Source organism: Rhodoferax sp. (genome assembly GCF_013297935.1).
In the GTDB taxonomy this organism is placed as follows: domain Bacteria; phylum Pseudomonadota; class Gammaproteobacteria; order Burkholderiales; family Burkholderiaceae_C; genus Allorhodoferax.
This window is the reverse complement of the sequence record NZ_JAAFIX010000003.1, coordinates 46,021-62,289: the sequence shown is the minus strand read 5'-3', so window position 1 is coordinate 62,289 and position 16,269 is coordinate 46,021. Positions and strand designations below refer to the sequence as shown.

Below are 16,269 nucleotides of genomic sequence, written 5' to 3'. Positions count from 1 at the left end.
AAAAAACGTGTGTCATGGGTGCCGAACATCCTACACACAAAACCCGGGCGCAAGCAGCGGAAATGGCCGGTGCTTGCGTACTCGGTTGCGCTACCTGCAGCAGGCGATCAGGCGAACACGCCGGCCGTGTCCTGCATGCGGGCCGACACTTCGGCCAGGTGGTGCAGGCTGTCACCGAAGGTCATTTCGAGCTCTGTGAGCTTGCGGAAATAGTGGCTGACGATGTATTCGTCCGTCACCCCGATACCACCATGCAATTGCACCGCCTGTTGGCCCACAAAGCGCATGCTCTGGCCCAGTTGAAACTTGGCCCGGGCCATGGCCGCGCGTCGCTCCGGTGCAGGGCTATTGAGTTTGAGGCTGGCATAAAAGCTCATGGAGCGGGCCAGTTCCAGCTGCATTTTCATGTCTGCCATGCGATGGCGCAGGGCCTGAAAGCTGGAGATCGCCACGCCGAATTGCTTGCGGGTATTGAGGTAGTCGGCGGTGATGTCCAGCGTCTTGTCCATCACACCCACGGCCTCGGCGCAGGTGGCGGCAATGCCGATGTCCACCGCATGCTCCAAGGCGGCCAAGCCTTGGGTGGTAATCAGCGTGGCAGGTGCGTTTTTGAAGGCAAGCTCTGCCGCGCGGCCACCACCCTGGGTGTTGTAGCCCCGGGCGCTCACGCCAGCGGATTCACGCTCCACCAGAAACAGGCCCATCACGCTGTTGACCTTGGCGGAGACGATGTAGGCATCGGCCTTGTCGCCGGCGGCTACTATGCTTTTGGTAGCGTTCAGCACGTAGCCGCCGGGGGCTTGGTGGGCTTTTCCTGCAATTCCGTCGAGTGCGTAGCGGCTGCCGCGCTCCTGGTAGGCGAGCACCACCAGCTTCTCGCCACTGCTCACACCCGGTAGCCAGGCGGCGCGGGTGGCCGCGTCCGCGTAAGCGGCGAGCACGGCACCTGCAATCAGGCTCTGGGCCAGCGGCTCCATCACCATGCCGCGGCCCAGCTCCTCCATGACCACCATGCCCTCAATGGGGCCCATGCCCATGCCGCCATCGTCTTCGGACACATACAGGCCGGTCAGGCCTAGCTCGGCCAGCTCGGTGTAGGCGGCAGCATCAAAGCCACCGGCTTTTTCAGCCGAGCGGCGGCGATCGAAGGTGTACGCCTTGTCGACGTATTTGCGCACCGCGTCGCGAAGTTGTTCCTGGTCGTCAGAAAAATCAAAGTCCATGTTCTTCTCCACTTAGCCCAGGACAACCTGGGAGACGATGTTGCGTTGCACTTCGTTGCTGCCGCCGTAAATGGTGGTTTTGCGCAGGTTGAAGTACTGAGAGGCCAAAGGCGCGTTGCCCACTTCGCCACCGGGGAAACCGCCTAGGGCTCCGGCAGCGGCGTCGCCTTGCCAGCCGGCCTCCATGGCCTCGCGGATCAGGGGCAGGGCAAAGGGGCCGGCGGCCAGCATCATGAGTTCGCTGTAGCGCTGCTGGATCTCGCTGCCGCGAATCTTCAACAGGCCAGCAATGTCGAGCGAGTTCTTGCCGCTCTTCTCGGCCGAGAGCACGCGCAGCACCATCATCTCCAGCGCCACCACGTCCACTTCGAGTTTGGCAATCTCGTCGCGGAAGCGGTTGTCTTCCCACACGCCTTCGCGCTTGGCAATCTGCTTCAGGCGTTCGAGCTCGCGCTTGCTGCGGTTCACGTCGGCAATGTTGGTGCGCTCGTGGCTCAGCAGGTGCTTGGCGTAGGTCCAGCCCTTGTTTTCTTCGCCGATGAGGTTCTCGGCAGGCACCTCGACGTTGTCGAAAAACACCTCGTTCACCTCGTGGCCGCCGTCCAACATGATGATGGGGCGCACGGTCACGCCCGGGCTCTTCATGTCGATCAGCAAGAAGCTGATACCGGTTTGCGGCTTGCCTTCATTGCTGGTTCGCACCAGGCAAAAAATCCACTCGCCGTACTGGCCCATCGTGGTCCAAGTCTTTTGGCCGTTGACGATGTATTTGTCGCCCTGGCCCGATGTCACGAGTTCGGCGCGGGTTTTGACCGAGGCCAGGTCCGAGCCCGAGCCCGGCTCGCTGTAGCCCTGGCTCCACCACACCTCGCCGCTGGCAATGCCGGGCAAAAAGCGCTGCTGCTGCTCGGGCGTACCAAACGCCATGATGACCGGTGCCACCATCACCGGGCCGAACGGAATCACGCGGGGCGCACAGGCGAGGGCGCACTCTTCTTCAAACAAATGTTTCTGAATGGCCGTCCAACCGGGGCCGCCGAACTCCTTGGGCCAGCCGAAGCCCAGCCAGCCTTTGGCGCCCAAAATTTTGGCCCAGCGCTGGTGGTCTTCGCGGGTGAGTTCCAGCGCGTTGTGCACTTTGTGGGCGATGTCCGGTGGCAAATGGGTGTGCACCCAGCTGCGCACCTCCTCGCGGAAGGCTTGTTCTTCAGGCGTGAATGCCAGATCCATGGTGTTCTCCTCGGTCTATATCTCGGGTCGTGGGCACGGCCTGTGGAGGGCCGCGCAAACAGTGCTTTTTAGCACGACCGTTCTTTTATTCTTGTCCAGGCTGCGACATTCCGAGTTCCGCGCACAGTCTTTGCACCGTGGTGCGCAGCTCGGCGACTTCGGTTTCCAGCTGCACTACGCGGGCCTGCAGGTCTGCGCTGGCCGGGGCGGCCATGCGGCCGGCTACAGCGGCGCTGGCGTCCACCGGCCCGCACAGCAAATGGGCCCAGCGCTGTTCGCGCGCGCCGGGTGCGCGGTCGAGCTTGATGACCAGCGGACCGCCTTTTTCTTCGCTGCGCTCCTGCAGCTCGTCCAGAAACGCCTCCACCGACGAGGTGTCGGCAAAACGGTACCAGCGCTCAGCGTTCAGGCGCAGCTCTGCCGCAGTCTGCGGGCCGCGCAACATCAAGAGGCCCAGCAGCACGGCGCTTTGCTCGGGCACGCCGATACCGCGCTGCGCGTTGTGGGTGAACTTGGTGGTGCGCCCGCCGGTGGTTTCGTGCACCAGGCCGGCCTCGCGCAGGGTATCGACCGCGCTGCTGACTTCGGACTCGCTCAGCTCCATCAGCGGCTCGCGGCTGGTTTTCTGGTTGCAGCCGAGCAGCAGGCTGTTGAGGGTGAGCGGGTAGCTGTCGGGCACGGTGCGGGCTTTTTCCATCAAGGTGGCCAATACGCGGGCTTCAACAGCAGAGAGCAAAAGGGGGGTGGTCATAATTCAGCCAGTTATGAAAAACATCGTGATTTTGATCTCAGGCGGCGGCTCCAACATGGCTGCCATCGTCCGCGCATCGCAAAAAGAAGATTGGTCCCGCCGTTTCGGGGCGCGTGTGGCCGCTGTCGTCAGCAACAAAGGCACGGCTGGCGGCCTGGTGTTTGCCAAAGAGCAGGGCCTGGACACCCATGTGCTGGACCACAAAACCTATGCCGACCGCGAGGCGTTTGACGCAGCGCTGGCCGCTGTGATTGACCGCTACCACACCCCGCAGGAGCCTGTGCTGGTGGTGCTGGCCGGTTTCATGCGGATTCTGACGCCGGACTTTGTGGAGCACTATGCCGGGCGCTTGGTCAACATCCATCCTTCGCTGCTGCCCGCGTTCGGCGGTTTGCACACCCACCAGCGGGCGCTGGATGCCGGCTGCAAGTTTGCCGGCGCCACCGTGCACCTGGTGACCGCGGAGCTGGACCACGGCCCCATCCTGCAGCAGGCTGTAGTGCCGGTGCTGCCCGATGACACCGCCGCAAGCCTGGCGGCCCGGGTGCTCACCCAGGAGCACCAGATTTACCCTCGCGCGATTGCCGGTTTGCTATCAAAAAAGTAGTTACTAGCCCTTGTTTTTATTGGGCTAGCAGTACTTTTTATGCAGTTGTACTTAGCAGGCTGCTGTTACTTCCGTTGGTCAAACCTTGTGCAACTTGTGCATAGATTTGCTTGGCAAGGCTGGCAATCATGGCGCTGGCCTTGTTGTCGTCGGTGCCGGAGGCAGAACTAGCCGATGTGCTGTCTGACCCGGCCTCACTGCTGCTGTCGGACAGTGACGACACCGCATTCTGGATTTCACCCACCAAGCGCTCCATCTCTGACACCGTGCCGTCCTGGTTGGTATCCAAAGGGTCGTAAGTGGTGTTGCTGGACTCAGTTTTTCCGGCACCCCCGCGCCCACCTCCGGGCGGCGGGCCCCCAGGCCCGCCCGGACCTTGCGCACCCTGTGTGCCGCCACTGGATTGCGCGCCTTGAGGCGGCTGGGGACGACCGGCCTCGAACTCGGCTTGCGACAGAGAGCCACTGCCGTCAGTGTCAAGCTTGCTGAAGTCCTGGCTGACGTCCTGACCGGTATCTGACTTGATTTTGTCGGTCAACACCTGCAGCTCGTCCTTGCTGATGAAGCCATCGCCATCAGTGTCTACCTTGGCAAACAGGTCGTCCTGGCTGCCATTGCTGCCACCCATGCCGCACGACTGGGCAAACTCCATGGTGCTGGGGGGTGGCGGCATCAGGGCTTTCATGCCCGAGTCCAACTCGTCGCTACTCAGGCTGCCGTCGGAGTTGCCGTCCATCTGGGTGAACAGCTCTTTGGCGTCACCCAGGCTGGCGCCGGTCTTGCTGCTGATATCGCTCAGCATGGTGCTGAGTTCGGTCTGGTCGACGCCGCCGCTGCTGTCGGTGTCGACCTTGGCGAACATCTTCGCCTGGTGCTGGGCGCGTTGCGCGCTCACGGCAGCCCAGGCGCTGCTGGAACTGCTGACCCCGCTGATGGTGCTCATGGTCATTTCCTTTCTTGGTGGGTGGGTGATGTGCCACCTGGAACGGGAGGCACCGGGCGACAACCTGATTCTTGAGAGAGCAGGTATCGCCGGTTTGTCGGCTTTGTATCGGGCTTGGTACACAAGCGGCCTCCAAAGCATGAAAAGCGGTGGGGTGGCCTGCCATTTTGAGAGTTTGGCTGGCGCATGGTTTTTTACACTGGTCCGGCCGTAAGGACTGCCCATGCCTCCCAAAACCACCATCTTGATCGTTGACGACGACGCTGAAATCACCGCACTGCTGGGGGACTACCTGGTGCGGTTTGACTTCGATGTGCACTCGGCCTGTGACGCCGACACCATGCGGGCGCAACTCGAACGCCACCCGGTAGACCTGGTGGTGCTCGATGTCATGCTGCCGGGCACCGACGGCTTGACCTTGTCCCGCGAGATTCGCGAGCGCTCCCGTATTCCCGTGATCATGCTCACGGCACGCACCACGCCGTTTGACCGCATCATGGGGCTGGAGAATGGCGCGGACGACTACATGGGCAAGCCGTTCGAGCCCCGGGAGCTGGCCGCACGCATCCACACGGTGCTGCGCCGCGCCCGTGGCGCGCAGGACGCCGCCCCGACGCTGGCCCGCAGCGATGTGGTTTGCTTTGATGGCTGGGAACTGCACCGTGAGGAGCGCACCTTGATGTCGCCCAACGGCTTGGTGGTGGCCTTATCCAACGCCGAGTTCCGGCTCCTGAGCACCTTTTTACAAACACCGCGCCGCCTGTTCAGCCGTGACCAGCTGATGGAGCAGGCCCGCGGCCGCGCCATGGACGCGTTTGAGCGCAGCATTGATCTGCTGGTGTCCCGCCTGCGCCAGAAGCTGGCCGATGACCCGGAGGAGCCGTCCATGATCAAAACCGTGCGGGGCGCGGGTTACATGTTCAACGTGCAATCGGTGCAAGGGCGCATGGCATGGCGGGCCTGAGCCTGCCCGTGGGCGCGCGGGCGCGGGTGGAGGCCGTCCTCGCTAGGTGCCTGCCGGACAGTTTGTTCGGTCGTCTCCCAGTGTTGCTGGTGGTGGCGGTGATCAGCAGCCATGTGCTTGCGCTCACCTTGCTGTTTGAAATGCGGCCACCGTTCCCGCCGGGCATGCAGGCCGCAATGCCCCCCGGAGCCGGGCCCGGTTTACCGCCGTTCATGGCACCACCTGGCGGACCGCCTCGGGGGCCGCCTCGGGGGCCGCCACCGGCGGGCTTGTTGCTGGATATCGGTGTGCGGCTCTCGGCCCTGTTGATAGCGGCGTGGATCGGCGCCCGCTGGCTGTCGGACCCGGTGCAGCGCCTGGCAGCGGCGGCCCGCGACCTGGGGCACAACATTCACCGCCCGCTGTTGCCGGAAACCGGCACCCGCGAGTGCCGGGAAGCGACCCTGGTGTTCAACCAGATGCAGCAGCGCATCCGCGCCCAGTTGGAAGAGCGGGACCAGTTTGTAGCCGCCGTCTCCCATGACTTGCGCACCCCGTTGACGCGTATTGCGCTGCGGGCGGAGTCCTTGTCAGCGGCTGCCGACCGCCAGCGCTTTGCGAAAGATGTTGCGGAAATGGACACCATGATCCGCGTCACCCTAGATTATTTGTGTGGCGCTGCCGACGCGGAGCCCTGGGTCATGCTGGATGTGGGCTCCCTGGTGCAAAGCCTGGTGCACGACGAGCAGGACTGCGGGCTCGCGGTTCAGGCGGAGCCCATGCCTGCTGTGCCTCCAGTCCGCGCGCAAGCCACGGCCCTGCGCCGCTGTATCAGCAATTTGCTCGATAACGCTTTGCGCTACGGGGGCGGCGCGCGCTTGCAGGTGGTGTGCGCAGGGGCTGTCGTGCATGTGGTGGTGCATGACGATGGCCCCGGTATCCCTGAGGCTGAGTTAGCCAAGGTGTTGCAGCCGTTTTACAGAGTGGAGGGCTCACGCAACCGGCATACCGGCGGTGTCGGCCTGGGCCTGGCTGCCGCCCACGACACAGCGCGACGGCACGGGGGCAGCATGCATCTGCGTAACCGGCCCGAGGGTGGGCTGGAGGCGGTGCTGGAGTTGCCGCTTGCCTGATTTGCTATGAAATCAGGAGCTGCTCGCGCATATCCTTTATGGGCTAGAGGGTTGTTTTGTCTTCAATGAGGGTGAAACGCGGCTGCGGAACTCCCTCAATCACCACGGTTTCTAAAAACATGGCCGCGGGGCGGACCCAGAGCCCTTGTTCGCCGTAAAGCGCACGGTACAAGGTCATGGGCTCACAGGTCTCGCTGTGGCGCACGGTGTCCAGCACTTGGTAGAGGCCTCCCTTGTAATGGCGGTAACGACCGGGCCGGGTAATGACGAGTGGGGGTAGTTTTTCATCGAACATGGGACAATACTAGGCTATGCATCCAAAAGCTCTGCTTGACGCCTGTTCCGAATTGGTCAGGCTCACACTCAAATTCGACCATCCCGCAGACGCCATCGTCTCCCGTTTTTTCCGCGACAACCGTGGCCTGGGGCCGCGTGAGCGCGCCACTCTGGCAGAGACGGTTTATACCGTTTTGCGCAAAAAACTGCTGTTTGACCACCTGGCCCCCTCCGGTAGCGGCCCCAAAGAGCGCCGGCTCGCCATCCTGGGCTTTTATGGCCCGGGCGACTTCCTGCGCAGCGCGTTGAGCGACCAGGAGAAGCGCTGGCTCGACCAATGCGAAGCGGTCAAGCCCGACGACCTTATGGAGCGCCATCGCCACAACCTGCCCGAATGGCTGGTGCAACCCTTGAAAGACCAGCTGGGCGACGGTTTCTGGCCTTTGGTGGAAAACCTCAACCTCGGCGCAGGCTTGGATTTGCGGGTCAATGCCATCAAAGCCAAACGCGCTGACGTGCAAAAAGAACTCCAGCAGGCCGGCATCAAGGCCGTGCCTACGCCGTTCTCCCCGTGGGGGCTGCGTATCGCCGGCAAGCCCGCTTTGAACAAGAACGAAGCGTTTTTGCGCGGTGACTTTGAGGTTCAAGACGAAGGCTCCCAGCTGCTCGCCATGCTGGTTGACGCCAAGCGCGGTGAAATGGTGGTGGACTTTTGCGCCGGCGCCGGTGGCAAGACCCTGGCCCTGGGCGCATCCATGCGCAGCACCGGCCGCTTGTACGCCTTTGACACCTCCGCCCACCGCCTGGATGCGCTTAAGCCGCGCATGGCGCGTAGCGGGCTCTCGAATGTGCACCCCGCGGCAATTGCCCACGAGCGGGATGACCGCGTGAAGCGACTCACCGGCAAGCTCGATCGCGTGCTGGTCGATGCGCCTTGCACGGGCTTGGGAACTTTGCGCCGTAATCCGGACCTGAAGTGGCGTCAGACTATGACAGGTGTGGAGGAGATGGCCGTCAAACAGGCCGCCATTCTGCAAAGCGCCTCTCGGATGGTGAAGTCCGGCGGTCGCCTGGTGTATGCCACCTGCAGCGTATTGCCGCAAGAGAACGAAGCCATTGCAGAAGCATTTGCGGCTGCGAACCCGGATTTCGTCCCCTTGCCGGCCGGCGAAATCCTTGCAGCCCAAAAGGTTGAAGGGGCACCAAGCTTGTGCGCCGGTGGCGAAGACGGCCAGCTTTACCTCCGTTTGTGGCCCCATCGCCACGCAACCGATGGTTTTTTTGCTGCGGCTTGGCAAAAGAAGTGATTGTTTTGACGAAAGTTAATGTTTTTTAACTTCGTGTTGATTTAAATCACTCAAAATTGGCTGCCGCGTCTAAAATAGCGGGCTTACGGGGCGACTTGTCGTGTCGCCTCGTCATAACTAACCAAACCTCGTTGAGAGATTGAGCAAACTATGTTGTTACCTGACTGGGCAGTATTGAACGCAGCCATTGAATGGCTGGCCCATGGCACGTGGGATCTGGCTTGGTGGCAAATTGTTTTGTTCACCTTGGCGCTGACACACATCACCATGATCAGCGTGACGGTCTTTTTGCACCGTCACCAAGCGCACCGTTCGCTGGATTTGCACCCGATTGCCTCGCACTTCTTCCGTTTCTGGTTGTGGCTGACTACCGGTCAGGTCACCAAGGAGTGGGCGGCGATTCACCGCAAGCACCACGCCAAATGTGAGCAGGCCGAAGACCCCCACAGCCCCCATGTGTACGGCATCAAAACCGTGCTGTTGCAAGGCGCAGAGTTGTACCGTGCTGAGTCCAAGAACAAGGAAACCATGGCCCGTTTCGGCCACGGCACACCGGACGATTGGATCGAGCGCAACCTCTACACCCGCTTCTCCTGGCAAGGTGTGGGCCTGATGATGATCATCGACCTCTTCTTGTTCGGCGCTGCTGGTTTGGCGGTCTGGGCCTTGCAAATGGCGTGGACACCTATCACCGCTGCCGGCATCATTAACGGCGCGGCCCACTACTGGGGATACCGCAACTTCGAGGCGGCAGATGCCTCTACCAATATCTCTCCTTGGGGCATCATCATTGCCGGTGAAGAGTTGCACAACAACCACCACACCTACCCGACATCGGCCAAGCTTTCTGTGAAGCCTTACGAGTTTGATATCGGCTGGATGTACATCTGCATCATGAGCGCGTTCGGCTTGGCCAAAGTCAAGAAGACGCCTCCCAAGGCGGCTTACGGTGATGTGCGCCCCGTGGCAGACGAAAAGACTCTGGAAGCGCTGATCGCCAACCGCTATGAAATCATGGCAGCGTATGCCAACGGCGTGCGCCAGGCAGCCCGCGTTGAGCTCGAAACCATGAAGTCGCGCAGCGCAGATGCCGCAGTGATCCGGGCAGCCAAGCGTTGGATGCACCGTGATGTGGAAAAGGTTCCTGCCGCAGAGGCATCGCAATTGGCGCAAGCCCGTGCTGCTTCTCCTGTCTTGGACAAAATGGTCACCATGCGCGAAGAGTTGCGCCAGCTGTGGCTGAACACCAGCGTATCCCGTGAGCAGTTAACCAAGGATTTGCAAGCGTGGTGCCACCGTGCTGAAGAGAGCGGTATTGCTGCTTTGCGTGACTTCTCCATGAAGCTGCGCGCTGCACGCGTGTAAGCAAGACGCTCTCCAATGAAAAGCCCGCCTAGTGCGGGCTTTTTTGCGCCTGAGTGTTTCTGCGTATCGGCGGCAGCGGTGATAGGTACACCCGCCTTGCTCCGTGTCCCCCGCCCTTCGGGCTCCTCCTTGACCTGCGCAAAACCGGCGTACCCATCACCTCTTCTCAGGCTGGGAGGCATGTGAAACGCCAGACGTAAAAAAGCCCGCACTAGGCGGGCTTTTTTACAAGGCAAGCATGAATCACTTCAGCTTGATTTCCTTGTAGTCGACGTGCTTGCGAGCAACGGGATCAAATTTCTTGATCAACATTTTCTCGGGCATGGTCTTCTTGTTCTTGTCGGTCGTGTAGAAGTGACCGGTGCCAGCTGTAGATTCCAGCTTGATTTTTTCGCGTCCGCCTTTGGTTGCCATGGTGTTGCTCCTTATGCCTGGCCACGTGCGCGCAAGTCTGCGAGCACAACATCGATACCTTTTTTGTCGATCAGGCGCAAACCTGCATTCGAAATCCGCAGGCGAACCCAACGGTTTTCAGTCTCGACCCAGAAACGGCGGTATTGCAGGTTCGGCAGGAACCGGCGCTTGGTTTTGTTGTTGGCGTGGGAAACATTATTCCCAGTCATTGGGCCTTTGCCCGTTACTTCACATACGCGTGCCATGTGGACACTCCGATTGATACGGCCTGCACAAGACTGCACAGACCTCACCTCGCCAAGAAAAAGGGTGGCGGTAACCCCCCGTCGATTACCTCAACGGAAACTGCTGAACCCCTCGGTAGAGGGCGGCCCCTCACGGGGCGAATTCAGCAAAGCCTCAGATTATAGCCGGTTCCGCATTTCGCGGTCTTGCAGCCTTATTCCTGCTGTTCGAGAAAGCGCTGTGCGTCGAGCGCGGCCATGCAGCCGGTGCCCGCGCTGGTGATGGCTTGGCGGTAAACGTGATCTTGCACATCGCCTGCAGCGAACACACCGGGGATACTGGTTTGGGTGGCAAAGCCCTTGAGGCCGCCGTTGGTGACGATGTAGCCATTTTCCAGGGTGAGCTGGCCTTGGAAAATATCGGTATTCGGTGCGTGGCCGATCGCGATGAAGCAGCCTTTCAAGGCCAGGTCTTCCGTGGAGCCGTCGTGCACACTTTTGAGCCTGATGCCGGTAACGCCGGATGCGTCGCCCAGAACCTCTTCCAGGGTCTGGAAGGTCTTAAGTTCAATTTTGCCAGCGGCCACTTTGTCCATGAGCTTGTCCACCAGGATGGGCTCAGCCTTGAACTTGTCGCGACGGTGCACCAGATACACCTTGCTGGCGATGTTGGAGAGGTACAGCGCTTCTTCTACTGCCGTATTGCCGCCACCGACCACGCAGCAGACTTCGTTGCGGTAGAAGAATCCGTCACAGGTAGCGCAGCCTGAAACGCCGCGCCCCATGAATGCCGATTCGGACGGCAGGCCCAAGTATTTGGCAGATGCCCCGGTGGCAATGATGAGTGAGTCGCAGGTGTAGGAGTCCGTGTCACCTTTGAGGGTGAAAGGGCGCTGGTTCAGGTCGACGGCGTTGATGTGATCAAAAATGATCTCTGTCTTGAAGCGCTCGGCGTGTTCCTGGAAGCGTTGCATCAGCTCGGGTCCTTGCACTCCGTTTACGTCTGCAGGCCAGTTGTCGACTTCCGTGGTGGTCATGAGTTGCCCGCCTTGGGCAATTCCGGTAACCAGCACCGGGTTCAGGTTGGCGCGCGCTGCGTACACCGCAGCGGTGTATCCCGCAGGGCCGGAACCGAGGATCAATACCTTGGCATGTTTGGTGTTGGACATGTTGTAACCTTCTACTATGAAATCAGGGGCCGGGCCGTGTACAGTTCGGCACCACAGTGACTCTATATGGTTGCTGTGACGGGATCTGCAAGCCCAGATGGCCGAGCCCCCGATTGTAAGAAGTCACCCATAAGTAAGCAGGAGCCCCCATCAATGGCAATGTTGAGCAACCAGGATTTAATCCGTCGGGTCCCTCTTTTTGCCAACCTGACGCCGGAGCAAGTCGGGGATCTCGCGGCAAATGTGACGAAGCTCAAGATCAAAAAGGGACACGACGTGGTCCAGCAAGGCGAGACTTCTAACGCCTTGTATCTGATTTTGTCTGGCAGAGCCCATGTCGTGAAAACCGATAGCAAGGGCAAGGAGGTGATCCTTGCAACGCTGAAAGCCGGCGACTACATCGGTGAGATGAGCCTGATCGACAACGAGGCCCATTCCGCCACGGTACAAGCCGACACACAAATGGATGTGCTGGTGCTCGGGCGCGAGGATTTCACCCGCTCCGTGAGCGCCAACCTAGCCATCATGTCTGCAGTCATGCGGGGCTTGGTGCAGCGTTTACGGACTGCCGACCAGAAAATCGTCTCCCTCGCACTGATGGGTGTGTATGGGCGTGTGGCCAATGTGCTGCTCGATATGGCTGAGCCGGTGGAAAAAGGCGAAATGCTGATCCGCGAGAAAGTGTCCCGCTCTGACCTGTCCAAAATGGTGGGCGCTTCCCGCGAGATGGTGAGCCGTGTCATGAAAGATTTTGAGGATCAGGGCTTTATCCAAACCAACAAGGATGGCGGCATCCGTGTCTGGGAGCGGCGCTCCAAACCCCGCTGATAGCGTCGGCGCCGCCACGCTGTGCAGCGCCTTAGAACATGACTTATTCACTTCACACACTCCACTCTCCGAATCGTAAAAAAGCGCCTGAGGCTCCATCAGGCATCAGCCGCTTCGGCAACGAGATTGCTTTGGTGGCGGGCTTCGTTTTGCTGGTCTTGTGGCTCGTTGCGCTGTTGAGCCATTCCGCACAAGACGCAGCTTGGTCGACCTCCGGCTCGGGCGCTCCCACGCACAACCACGTCGGGCGCATTGGCGCGCTGTGGGCGGATTTGAGTTATTTCCTTTTCGGGTTCTCGGTCTGGTGGTGTGTGGCTGCCGGCTGTCGTGTCTGGTTGTCGCTTTTGGCCAAGCGCTTGCGTGGCGAAGAGGGGCTGGATACGGCAGAGCGCGAGCCGTCACACCCCCGTTGGATGTTCTGGTGCGGGCTGGCGTTGTTGATGTTGGCAAGCACCTCCCTGGAGTGGGCCCGGCTCTACCGGCTGGAGCTGATGTTGCCGGGCGCCAGTGGCGGCGCATTGGGGCAGTTGGCGGGGCCTTGGAGCGTGCGCTGGATGGGCTTTGCCGGCTCTGGCCTGATCGCTATCGTGCTGGGCTTGGTGGGCGTGTCGTGGGTGTTTCATTTTTCGTGGTCACGGGTGGCGGAGCGCATCGGTGCGTTTGTCTACTCGCTGGTGGAAAGCCGCCGTGAGAAAAAGGAAGAGGCGCAAGATCGTGAGCTAGGGCAGCTCGCCGTGCGGGAGCGGGAAGAGGTGTATCTGGAAGAGCACGAAGAGACAGTGGTCTACCCAGCGCCGGCACCGGTGGTGATTGAGCCGGTTCTGGTGGAGCTTCCGCCCAGCGTGCGGGTGGCCAAAGAGCGGCAGAAGCCGCTGTTTACCGAAATGCCGGACAGCAAGCTTCCCCAGGTTGCCTTGTTGGATGATCCTCAGTTGCGGCAGGAAACCGTGGCGCCCGAAACGCTGGAGATGACCAGCCGCATGATTGAGAAGAAGTTGAAAGACTTCGGTGTTGAAGTGCGTGTGGTCCTGGCGCAGCCGGGCCCGGTGATTACCCGCTATGAAATTGAACCTGCCACGGGCGTGAAGGGCTCGCAGATTGTGGGCTTGGCCAAAGATCTGGCGCGGAGTTTGAGTCTGGTGTCGATCCGGGTGGTGGAAACCATCCCCGGTAAAAACTACATGGCGCTGGAGTTGCCCAATGCCAAACGGCAAAGCATTCGCTTGTCCGAAATTCTGGGCTCTCAGGTTTACAACGAAGCCAAATCCATGCTCACCATGGGGCTGGGCAAAGACATCATCGGCAACCCGATCGTGGCGGACTTGGCCAAAATGCCCCATGTGCTGGTAGCCGGTACCACAGGCTCGGGGAAATCAGTGGGGATCAACGCCATGATCCTGTCTCTGCTCTATAAGGCCGAGGCGCGTGATGTTCGCCTGCTGATGATTGACCCCAAGATGCTGGAAATGTCGGTCTATGAAGGTATCCCGCATTTGTTGGCCCCCGTGGTTACCGACATGAAGCAAGCGGCACACGGCTTGAACTGGTGTGTGGCTGAAATGGAAAAGCGCTACAAGCTCATGAGCAAAATGGGCGTGCGCAATCTGGCGGGCTTCAATACCAAAATTGATGAAGCCAAAGCCCGGGGCGAGTTCATATACAACCCTTTCAGTTTGACGCCGGAGAGCCCGGAGCCGCTGAATCGTTTGCCGCATATCGTGGTCATCATCGATGAGCTCGCCGACCTGATGATGGTGGTGGGCAAGAAGATTGAAGAGCTGATCGCCCGCTTGGCCCAGAAGGCCCGTGCCGCTGGTATCCATTTGATTCTGGCGACTCAGCGCCCCAGCGTGGATGTGATTACCGGGTTGATCAAAGCCAATATCCCGACGCGGATTGCGTTCTCCGTCGGCTCCAAAATCGATAGCCGCACCATTCTGGATCAGATGGGGGCGGAAGCCCTGCTGGGCATGGGTGACATGCTCTATATGGCCAGCGGGACCGGTTTCCCCGTGCGGGTGCACGGCGCCTTTGTCAGCGATGAAGAAGTGCACCGCGTAGTGAGTTACCTCAAGAGCCAGGGGGAGCCGGATTACATCGACGGAGTCCTTGAGGGCGGCACGGTGGACGGCGAAGACGGCGTTGGCGGTGAAGACGGCGGCGGAGAAAAAGATCCGATGTACGACCAGGCCGTGGAGGTGGTTCTTAAGAATCGCAAGGCCAGCATCTCCCTGGTGCAGCGCCACCTCAAGATCGGCTACAACCGCGCAGCCCGATTGGTGGAAGACATGGAGAAGGCGGGTCTGGTCAGTGCCATGAGTGGTAGCGGTCAACGGGAAATTCTGGTCCCGAACCGTGCAGAATAGGTTGGTTATGAAGCAATTCGCTATACTTTTAATAGCTGCCTGCGCAATATCTGCGAGGGCTACAGGCATAAATGATCTTGAATCATTCGTGCGCACTGTGAAATCGGGCAAGGCGGAGTTCACCCAAGTGGTGACCGCGCCTCCCAAGGACGGCCAGCTCTCGCGCAGCAAAAGCTCCAGCGGTACCTTTGAGTTTTCCCGGCCCGGCCGTTTCAAGTTTGTATATAAAAAGCCCTTCGAGCAGACCATCGTGGCCGATGGTCAGACCCTGTGGCTCTACGATGTCGATTTGAACCAGGTCACCGCACGCAAGCAGGCCCAAGCCCTGGGCTCTACGCCGGCGGCGCTGATTGCGTCCTCGGCCGACATCAAGGCCTTGCAAAATGATTTCGCTCTGGCGGATGCGCCGGACGAAGGCGGCTTGCAGTGGGTGCTGGGCTCGCCCAAGGCCAAAGACAACCAGTTGCAGTCGGTGCGGATCGGGTTCCGCCAAAACCAACTCGAAAAACTTGAAATAGTCGACACTTTCGGCCAAAAGTCTGTCATCACCTTCAGCGGATTCCAGAGCAACGCCGTTATAAATCTCGAACTGTTTCAGTTCAAGCCGCCCGCAGGGGCGGATGTCGTCCGCCAATAGGCGGTTTCACTATCGGGAGTACAGGCATGAATACGGAAGTTATTTGGAATTTTTTAACCACCCAGGGTGCAGACTTCGGTCTCAAGTTATTGGGCGCCCTTGCCGCGTGGGTCATCGGGCGTTGGTTGATCGGGATGGCGCTGCGCCTGCTCGGAGCCGGTTTGCAACGTGGTGGCAAAGTGGACCAGACGCTGGCCAATTACCTGACCTCCATCATTTCGGTGTTGCTCAACATCGTGCTGATTCTGGCGATTCTCGACATCTTCGGGGTCAAGACCACCTCATTCGCGGCACTGCTCGCCGGCGCGGGCCTGGCCATCGGGACGGCATGGGGCGGATTGCTGACGCATTTTGCGGCGGGCGTGTTCATGCAGGTGCTGCGGCCTTACAAGGTGGGTGACTTTGTCACAGCCGGTGGCATTACCGGCACGGTGAAAGAACTGGGCCTGTTCGGAACCACTTTGATCACCCCGGACAACGTGATCACCATTGTGGGTAACAACACCGTATTCTCCGGCTCGATTCAAAACTTCAGCGTGTTGCCGCATCGCCGTGTGGACTGTCTCGCCAAAGTGGCCAATGGTGTGGATGTGCAAGACGCTATCGCCCGCTTGCGCGCTGCAGTGACTGCAATTCCCAACGTGGCTACCGCGCCTGCACCCGACATTGAAATTTTGCAATTCACCCCCGAGGGCCCTTTGTTGTGCGTGCGCCCGTACACCCATACGGACCACTACTGGCAGGTGTATTTCGATACCCACAAAGCAGTGGTGCAAACCTTTGGCGCTGCAGGCTACCCTGTGCCTGAAACTCCTGTTGCGCATCGCAACCTGTAAACCTTGAGAGGGCCGAC

General features: G+C 60.2%; 17 protein-coding genes. 9 read left to right on the top strand and 8 right to left on the bottom strand.

Features of this window, described 5'->3' with window-relative positions:
* Window positions 1-107: 107 nt before the first annotated feature.
* The 3 genes from QZW03_RS05785 to QZW03_RS05775 all read right to left on the bottom strand — a co-directional run bounded on the left by QZW03_RS05785 (window position 108) and on the right by QZW03_RS05775 (window position 3,204).
* Complete coding sequence (locus tag QZW03_RS05785) at window positions 108-1,223, bottom strand: acyl-CoA dehydrogenase family protein (RefSeq protein WP_296509032.1); 1,116 nt, start codon at window positions 1,221-1,223, stop codon at window positions 108-110.
* A gap of 12 nt (window positions 1,224-1,235) precedes the next feature.
* Window positions 1,236-2,453, bottom strand: coding sequence for an acyl-CoA dehydrogenase family protein (locus tag QZW03_RS05780; RefSeq protein WP_296509031.1), 1,218 nt, complete (start codon window positions 2,451-2,453; stop codon window positions 1,236-1,238).
* A gap of 85 nt (window positions 2,454-2,538) precedes the next feature.
* Window positions 2,539-3,204, bottom strand: coding sequence for a YceH family protein (locus tag QZW03_RS05775; RefSeq protein WP_296509030.1), 666 nt, complete (start codon window positions 3,202-3,204; stop codon window positions 2,539-2,541).
* Between the two features lie 13 nt (window positions 3,205-3,217).
* On the opposite strand from QZW03_RS05775, the gene purN reads away from it, so the two are divergent.
* Complete coding sequence (gene purN / locus QZW03_RS05770; protein WP_296509029.1) at window positions 3,218-3,811, top strand: phosphoribosylglycinamide formyltransferase; 594 nt, start codon at window positions 3,218-3,220, stop codon at window positions 3,809-3,811.
* 37 nt (window positions 3,812-3,848) lie between these two features.
* Here the strand turns inward: purN and QZW03_RS05765 are convergent, their stop codons facing one another.
* Window positions 3,849-4,754, bottom strand: a complete 906-nt coding sequence (locus tag QZW03_RS05765; RefSeq protein ID WP_296509028.1) for an EF-hand domain-containing protein — start codon at window positions 4,752-4,754, stop codon at window positions 3,849-3,851.
* Window positions 4,755-4,977: 223 nt separating this feature from the next.
* Here QZW03_RS05765 and QZW03_RS05760 point away from each other — a divergent pair, with 223 nt between their 5' ends.
* The gene (locus QZW03_RS05760; RefSeq protein WP_296509027.1) at window positions 4,978-5,718 is read left to right on the top strand and encodes a response regulator transcription factor; all 741 of its coding nucleotides are present in this window, start codon (window positions 4,978-4,980) and stop codon (window positions 5,716-5,718) included.
* Window positions 5,706-6,830, top strand: a complete 1,125-nt coding sequence (locus QZW03_RS05755) for an ATP-binding protein (protein ID WP_296509026.1) — start codon at window positions 5,706-5,708, stop codon at window positions 6,828-6,830. The genes QZW03_RS05760 and QZW03_RS05755 overlap by 13 nt, the downstream gene beginning before the upstream one ends.
* 43 nt (window positions 6,831-6,873) lie before the next feature.
* On the opposite strand, the gene QZW03_RS05750 is transcribed toward QZW03_RS05755, so the two are convergent.
* Window positions 6,874-7,125: a DUF1653 domain-containing protein gene (locus tag QZW03_RS05750; protein ID WP_296509025.1), complete on the bottom strand. Its 252-nt coding sequence runs from the start codon at window positions 7,123-7,125 to the stop codon at window positions 6,874-6,876.
* A 16-nt stretch (window positions 7,126-7,141) separates the two neighbouring features.
* Between QZW03_RS05750 and QZW03_RS05745 the strand changes: the two genes are divergently transcribed.
* Together QZW03_RS05745 and QZW03_RS05740 are read left to right on the top strand one after the other, a co-directional pair.
* Window positions 7,142-8,413 (top strand): RsmB/NOP family class I SAM-dependent RNA methyltransferase, encoded by a 1,272-nt coding sequence (locus QZW03_RS05745; RefSeq protein WP_296509024.1) that lies wholly within the window; start codon window positions 7,142-7,144, stop codon window positions 8,411-8,413.
* 150 nt (window positions 8,414-8,563) lie between these two features.
* On the top strand, window positions 8,564-9,778 hold the full coding sequence (locus QZW03_RS05740) for a fatty acid desaturase (protein ID WP_296509023.1): 1,215 nt from the start codon (window positions 8,564-8,566) through the stop codon (window positions 9,776-9,778).
* A 243-nt stretch (window positions 9,779-10,021) separates the two neighbouring features.
* On the opposite strand, the gene rpmG is transcribed toward QZW03_RS05740, so the two are convergent.
* The 3 genes from rpmG to trxB form a co-directional block, all read right to left on the bottom strand.
* Window positions 10,022-10,192 carry a 50S ribosomal protein L33 gene (rpmG, locus tag QZW03_RS05735; protein WP_087496788.1) on the bottom strand — a complete coding sequence of 57 codons (171 nt, stop codon included), beginning with the start codon at window positions 10,190-10,192 and terminating at the stop codon, window positions 10,022-10,024.
* Window positions 10,193-10,203: 11 nt separating this feature from the next.
* A complete protein-coding gene (rpmB, locus tag QZW03_RS05730) occupies window positions 10,204-10,437 on the bottom strand; it encodes a 50S ribosomal protein L28 (protein WP_296509022.1) in 234 nt (77 codons plus the stop codon).
* A 194-nt stretch (window positions 10,438-10,631) separates the two neighbouring features.
* Window positions 10,632-11,585: a thioredoxin-disulfide reductase gene (gene trxB, locus QZW03_RS05725; protein ID WP_296509021.1), complete on the bottom strand. Its 954-nt coding sequence runs from the start codon at window positions 11,583-11,585 to the stop codon at window positions 10,632-10,634.
* Between the two features lie 153 nt (window positions 11,586-11,738).
* Between trxB and QZW03_RS05720 the strand changes: the two genes are divergently transcribed.
* The 4 genes from QZW03_RS05720 to QZW03_RS05705 are packed head-to-tail and all read left to right on the top strand — an operon-like array spanning window position 11,739 to window position 16,252.
* On the top strand, window positions 11,739-12,413 hold the full coding sequence (locus QZW03_RS05720; protein ID WP_296509020.1) for a Crp/Fnr family transcriptional regulator: 675 nt from the start codon (window positions 11,739-11,741) through the stop codon (window positions 12,411-12,413).
* Window positions 12,414-12,451: 38 nt separating this feature from the next.
* Window positions 12,452-14,779 (top strand): DNA translocase FtsK, encoded by a 2,328-nt coding sequence (locus tag QZW03_RS05715; RefSeq protein ID WP_296509019.1) that lies wholly within the window; start codon window positions 12,452-12,454, stop codon window positions 14,777-14,779.
* A gap of 7 nt (window positions 14,780-14,786) precedes the next feature.
* Entirely contained in the window at window positions 14,787-15,416 is a 630-nt protein-coding gene (gene lolA, locus QZW03_RS05710; protein ID WP_296509018.1) for an outer membrane lipoprotein chaperone LolA, read from the top strand.
* A gap of 26 nt (window positions 15,417-15,442) precedes the next feature.
* Complete coding sequence (locus tag QZW03_RS05705; RefSeq protein WP_296509017.1) at window positions 15,443-16,252, top strand: mechanosensitive ion channel family protein; 810 nt, start codon at window positions 15,443-15,445, stop codon at window positions 16,250-16,252.
* The last annotated feature ends 17 nt before the right edge of the window (window positions 16,253-16,269 follow it).

Coding starts and splice junctions, on each gene's coding strand:
- QZW03_RS05705 (WP_296509017.1), top strand. CDS start 15,443: ATGAATACGGAAGTTATTTGGAATTTTTTAACCACCCAGGGTGCAGAC.
- rpmG (WP_087496788.1), bottom strand. CDS start 10,192: ATGGCAACCAAAGGCGGACGCGAAAAAATCAAGCTGGAATCTACAGCT.
- rpmB (WP_296509022.1), bottom strand. CDS start 10,437: ATGGCACGCGTATGTGAAGTAACGGGCAAAGGCCCAATGACTGGGAAT.
- purN (WP_296509029.1), top strand. CDS start 3,218: ATGAAAAACATCGTGATTTTGATCTCAGGCGGCGGCTCCAACATGGCT.
- trxB (WP_296509021.1), bottom strand. CDS start 11,585: ATGTCCAACACCAAACATGCCAAGGTATTGATCCTCGGTTCCGGCCCT.
- QZW03_RS05785 (WP_296509032.1), bottom strand. CDS start 1,223: ATGGACTTTGATTTTTCTGACGACCAGGAACAACTTCGCGACGCGGTG.
- QZW03_RS05720 (WP_296509020.1), top strand. CDS start 11,739: ATGGCAATGTTGAGCAACCAGGATTTAATCCGTCGGGTCCCTCTTTTT.
- QZW03_RS05780 (WP_296509031.1), bottom strand. CDS start 2,453: ATGGATCTGGCATTCACGCCTGAAGAACAAGCCTTCCGCGAGGAGGTG.
- QZW03_RS05755 (WP_296509026.1), top strand. CDS start 5,706: ATGGCGGGCCTGAGCCTGCCCGTGGGCGCGCGGGCGCGGGTGGAGGCC.
- QZW03_RS05765 (WP_296509028.1), bottom strand. CDS start 4,754: ATGAGCACCATCAGCGGGGTCAGCAGTTCCAGCAGCGCCTGGGCTGCC.
- QZW03_RS05745 (WP_296509024.1), top strand. CDS start 7,142: ATGCATCCAAAAGCTCTGCTTGACGCCTGTTCCGAATTGGTCAGGCTC.
- QZW03_RS05775 (WP_296509030.1), bottom strand. CDS start 3,204: ATGACCACCCCCCTTTTGCTCTCTGCTGTTGAAGCCCGCGTATTGGCC.
- QZW03_RS05740 (WP_296509023.1), top strand. CDS start 8,564: ATGTTGTTACCTGACTGGGCAGTATTGAACGCAGCCATTGAATGGCTG.
- QZW03_RS05760 (WP_296509027.1), top strand. CDS start 4,978: ATGCCTCCCAAAACCACCATCTTGATCGTTGACGACGACGCTGAAATC.
- QZW03_RS05715 (WP_296509019.1), top strand. CDS start 12,452: ATGACTTATTCACTTCACACACTCCACTCTCCGAATCGTAAAAAAGCG.
- QZW03_RS05750 (WP_296509025.1), bottom strand. CDS start 7,125: ATGTTCGATGAAAAACTACCCCCACTCGTCATTACCCGGCCCGGTCGT.
- lolA (WP_296509018.1), top strand. CDS start 14,787: ATGAAGCAATTCGCTATACTTTTAATAGCTGCCTGCGCAATATCTGCG.